This window comes from Porphyrobacter sp. AAP82, from assembly GCF_000331285.1.
Taxonomy (GTDB): domain Bacteria; phylum Pseudomonadota; class Alphaproteobacteria; order Sphingomonadales; family Sphingomonadaceae; genus Erythrobacter.
On sequence record NZ_ANFX01000039.1, the window covers coordinates 1 to 4,531 of the forward strand.

4 protein-coding genes and 1 tRNA gene are annotated in these 4,531 nt (G+C 60.6%); 2 read left to right on the top strand and 3 right to left on the bottom strand.

Annotated features, from left to right (window positions below; all coding sequences use genetic code 11):
- Window positions 1–354: 354 nt before the first annotated feature.
- Complete coding sequence (locus D620_RS0113010; protein ID WP_017666257.1) at window positions 355–1,425, bottom strand: peptidylprolyl isomerase; 1,071 nt, start codon at window positions 1,423–1,425, stop codon at window positions 355–357.
- 113 nt (window positions 1,426–1,538) lie between these two features.
- Here D620_RS0113010 and D620_RS0113015 point away from each other — a divergent pair.
- Both D620_RS0113015 and D620_RS16105 read left to right on the top strand, forming a co-directional pair.
- Window positions 1,539–1,629 (top strand) — tRNA-Ser (locus D620_RS0113015).
- Window positions 1,630–2,079: 450 nt separating this feature from the next.
- Window positions 2,080–2,700 (top strand): helix-turn-helix domain-containing protein, encoded by a 621-nt coding sequence (locus D620_RS16105; RefSeq protein ID WP_233992078.1) that lies wholly within the window; start codon window positions 2,080–2,082, stop codon window positions 2,698–2,700.
- A 460-nt stretch (window positions 2,701–3,160) separates the two neighbouring features.
- Here D620_RS16105 and D620_RS15345 read toward each other — a convergent pair whose 3' ends face one another.
- Entirely contained in the window at window positions 3,161–3,463 is a 303-nt protein-coding gene (locus D620_RS15345) for a hypothetical protein (RefSeq protein ID WP_017666259.1), read from the bottom strand.
- Window positions 3,464–3,743: 280 nt separating this feature from the next.
- On the bottom strand, window positions 3,744–4,531 hold a 788-nt coding region (locus tag D620_RS15875), incomplete at its 5' end, for a M10 family metallopeptidase C-terminal domain-containing protein (RefSeq protein WP_420705281.1).

Consider the following 4,531-nt stretch of genomic DNA (forward strand, 5'->3'; position numbering starts at 1 on the left):
CGAAGCGCAAGAACGTGCCTTCGGCAGGCACAACATCTCTGCGCCTCTCTTACCTCTGCGTCTCTGCGTGAAACCCCTTCTTCTGCGCCACCCGCCAGCGGGCACGACGAAGACCGGATCGCGGCGTTTTCCTACAGGGCCGCAGTGCGGTATTGGTGGCGGCGGCTCTTTTGCATCGTCCGGCAGACCCACCCCCCGCGCCGGCGCACCCGCGCGGCCAATGCAGCGCGAATTTTTGTGTGAACTTCGATTTTGCGCGGTAATACTATGAAATTGCTGAAAAATACCTGTAGGATTGCGGGTTTTGCAATGTGAACTTCGTGAACTTCACAAGATTCTTGCGCGGCATTGAAATCATTGCGCCACCCGCCGCACCGGCACCTTGATGTTGCAGATATCCGCGCCGCCTGCCGGCACGATGAAGAACGGATCGCGGCGGTTGGCGATGGCCTCGGCGTAGCGGGCGAAGGTTGCGCTTTCGGTCGAGAGATATTCGAACTTCGGGCGTGTTTGTTGGCTGACCGGTTCAGCCTGCGGCTGTGCTTCGCGTCCGCTACTTGAGGCCGGGGCCTCGGGCAGATCGCTCGCCACCCTGACGGTCAGGATCGCGGTGCGCTTGGCGGCTTCCTCGGCGGTGTAGAACCCCAGCGCGCCCGACCCGCGCGGCAGGCTGGAGAGGTGCTGCATCCCCTCGATCACCCGGCCGACCAGCGCGATATTGCGGTCGAGGTGGCGCGGCGCATGGCCGATCACGGTATAAAGTTCGGCGCCGGAGCCGGTGTCGGGCGACAGGTTCCGCCCGACGCCGACCATGCCGTAGCAGTGGGTGGGCCAAGCCTGTCCACCTTCCGACGCGACCGGCCATCCGTTCGATGCCAAGGTCAGAGCCGCGTAAGGGTCACCGCGGAAGGCCTCCTTGCCTTTCATCATTCGATCAAGCCTTTCGCCGCCCTTCACCATAAGGTCGTCAGCATGATGGAAGATGGACGGGACGTTCGACCACAAGACCGAATATTCATCCTCCCCCATCACCTTCAGCCCTTGCGGCAGCGGCTTCGGCTTCCCCGTCGCCTCGGGGTTGTCGTAATTGGGATCGCCCCACTGGGTGACGTAATTGTCCTGCACCCGGTTGACCGAGATGCCGTCATACCACTTGGCGCGCGCGAACAGGCGGATGTTGTGGACCCAGCCCTGCGAGAAAGGCGCGGGCATCAGCTGGATCACCACGGTGCGCGGCTTTCCGTCTGTATCCGGTGCGAGGGTCATCACCAGCAGGTCCTCGGCCGGGATCGCGGTCCAATCGCTCGCGGGCGCGGCGGCGACGATTTCGGACGGGCCCGGGTAGGCGGGCTTGCCGGCCTCCTCGGCAGCGAGCGGCACGGTCAGGGCGAGCGCAGCCGAAGCCGCCAGAAGCAGGGTTCTCATGCGGCAAGTGGTGCCATCACGCGCCTTGCGAAGCAATCCATTCGCCGCTAGTGCGCGCGCTCTTGCCCTTGGAGGCGCACAGGCCGCAAAGCGGTAGCGTCCAAGGACACGACGGAGCAGTGGCCGAGTGGTCGAAGGCGCACGCCTGGAAAGTGTGTATACGGCAAAACCGTATCGAGGGTTCGAATCCCTCCTGCTCCGCCAGCTACCTTTGAAAAAACGCAAGATTTACCCCGGTCAGGGCTCGGTTTCCTGATCCGCTCCCCAAGCGGCGCTGCGCTTGGCCGCCGCCGCGCTGCGCCGGCTTATCTCTTGGGCCGACCTTTGGCACCACGCCGATCCCGCCCGCGGTTATCAACGATAGCTGTTTGAAGAAGCGGAACGAATAGCCTCGTATGTTAAAAATCGCTGATCGCCCGAGGTTTCAGCATGCGATCTGAAGTTCTTCAGTTGCAGATTGTCACTTGAGACACCCCATGTCACCCGAGCGACATCAGCGACCTGAGATATCGGCTATCCCTCGTTAAGTATTCCCATGATCGGCTCGCTGCTAGACCTCTTAAGGCTCCTTTATCTACTATCTTTGAGGCAGCCACAAATTGCTCATGAATCAACACTGTGCAGATACGTCCCGATCTCTGAGCCACCTGATTTTTGACATATCCTAAAGGGGGTATTGATTTCCGTCTTCGATACTTTGATGTTTTCCGCCTGAAGGCATCATCTCAGGAACTCTTAACCATGGAAAGTCTTGGTGTCTCGGTCGAGACTTTTGACGATAGTTCGGATGCTCTTTCAAATGAAATTCAAGCGCCTCGTGCTCGAATTGCCGCCTTTCCGGAGGGGCAGGCGCTTTTTGGGACAGAGCATCGATCGCCGCAGCCGGGCTTGTCGGAGTGCCGTAATGGCTCGAGAGGCGGTCAGCAAAGTTTCAACGCGCTGTTCCGTTCCTTGAGGTACGACGCTGGCCTCACACTTCAACAGGTTGCCGATGCTGTCGGAGTGTCGAAGCCGACGGTGTGGGCATGGGAGCACGGCAGGGCTAAGCCCAGCCGTGAAAAGGTGCATGCTATCGCCGAGGCGCTAGGGGTTGCGCCTGCCCGTCTGGCCTCTGCCGCCAAGAAACACGCACGGACCGATGTGGCTTCATTGGATTCCGGGGCCAACGGAAGTTATCGCGACGCGCTCATCTCCGAAGGACGGGCAATGATTGCCCAGGCCTATGAAGTTGCACCTTCCGCAGTCCGCATTTTTGTCGAGGTCGATGCGCTCTAATTCGCTCCCCCGTCATTTCCATTCAGAGTTTGTGACTGGCTTCACAAGATATTTGATGGATGAGAGGGTAGTAGCGTCTCTCTGAGCGTGCTCCGAGAGGCGCGGGTCGGCAGCCTCGGCGGCGTCCCTTTGTTGCAGCAAACCTGCTCCAGGTTCCTGCGGCGCTTGCGCGAATCCCTTGCCGGGCCGAACGATATTCGGATCTGTTCAGGGCGTGCCAAGCGCGGAAGACTGGTCCATGAAGAAAGCAACGCAAGGGCCAAAGGGAATGCGGCGGCGCGGGTTTTCCCGTCGCCGCCGCGTCTGGCCAACCCGAAGGCTCAGACTTGTCGCCAAATCGCCAGGTCAAATCACTGAAGACCGTTTGGCCGCAGCACCGCAAACCCGGAGAATGTCATGAGATTTTTCTGACCGCGTGCCCCCAACAGACGCTCAAGAAGGGCCTCGGGGGGGGCATGACTCAGTCGCCGCTCCTCCACTCCGCCTTGCCGGTGGCGACGATTGCGAACCGGACCGCTTCGGCGAGATTGCCTGCGGAAACTTCTTCGAGAACACGCAGTTTGATCGCGGCCAGATCACGGTCAATTGGCAGTCCGAGTTCGCTCAAAGCGCATTGGACAGCTCGCAGGAGGTCGATGGGATCAAGGGCTTCGGCCGATGCAAAGCCACCAGACGCGCGCAGCTCACCGTCGACCGTCAAACGTTCCACCGCAGGTTTCCGATAGGCACTTCTAGCGCGCGTGATCGGCGAGACTGTCATCATACGAAAAAAGCTCCGGCGACGAACGTGACCCTAGCCATGTGCTGAAGCTTGCCAATCTACCCGAAAGGGTGTGCTCTTTGCTGACTGGACGGCCCTGCGAGCCGCAATCGGCTGCCAATCGCCCGCTTGCGTCTGGACCGAGCAACAAAGGGGGCCGTTTTCTTCGCGATTGTATCGGTTGCACGCTAAGAATGCTCGGCTTTCGGCGCGCCTTATGGTCGTGTTGCCGAAGCGAAAAGAAAAAGGGGCCGCGACTGCATGTCGCGGCCCCTGGTTTCGATCACATCATGGGGGTGATGAAATCATCGTCAAGCGGACGGATGGGAAGCATCCCTCCACCCAGCACCGGGTAAGGTGCCAATTCGGCCAACATGGCAGGACCTTCAACGGCGCCCGGCTGCACGTGACCGGCATCAGCCGACGGCACGGCGCTTTGGCTTTCAACAACAGCCAGAGCATCGCTAAGGAGGCTGTCAAGCCCGCTGTCCTCAGCCAGGATGAAGTCGTCCATGTCGATCTGGCCTGTGTTCCTCAAAGTCATGCTTTGCGAACCGACCGAGATCAGCATGTCCTTGCCCGCCATGCCGAAGCTGACACTTTCCTCGAACGTGGCATCGGTAATCCCGAGAGCGGCGAGGTCGATGAGATCGACGCCGGCCTTGAAGTCGAGAACGATGTCATTGTCGCCGAAGACGAACGTGTCGCTGCCCTTGCCGCCGGTAAGGATGTCAGCACCCTCTCCGCCGTCGAGGTAATCGCGGCCAGACCCACCGATCAATAGATCGATGCCATCACCGCCGATCAGCGTGTCGTGGCCGCTCCCGCCGAAAAGCAGGTCATTACCGGCTTCGCCATCGAGGCGGTCATTCCCCTTCATGCCGGAGAGGACGTCATCGCCGGCATCGCCTAGCAGAACATCCGACCGCTTCGAGCCGGACAACTCGAGCGAGGGCAGTTCCTGGATCGGTTGCTCTTCAACCGGTGCCACGGGGGTATCGACCGCCGGGGGCAGGGTCTCTTCGACCGGAGCCACGGGGGTGTCGACCACCGGAGCGGGGGTCTCTTCAA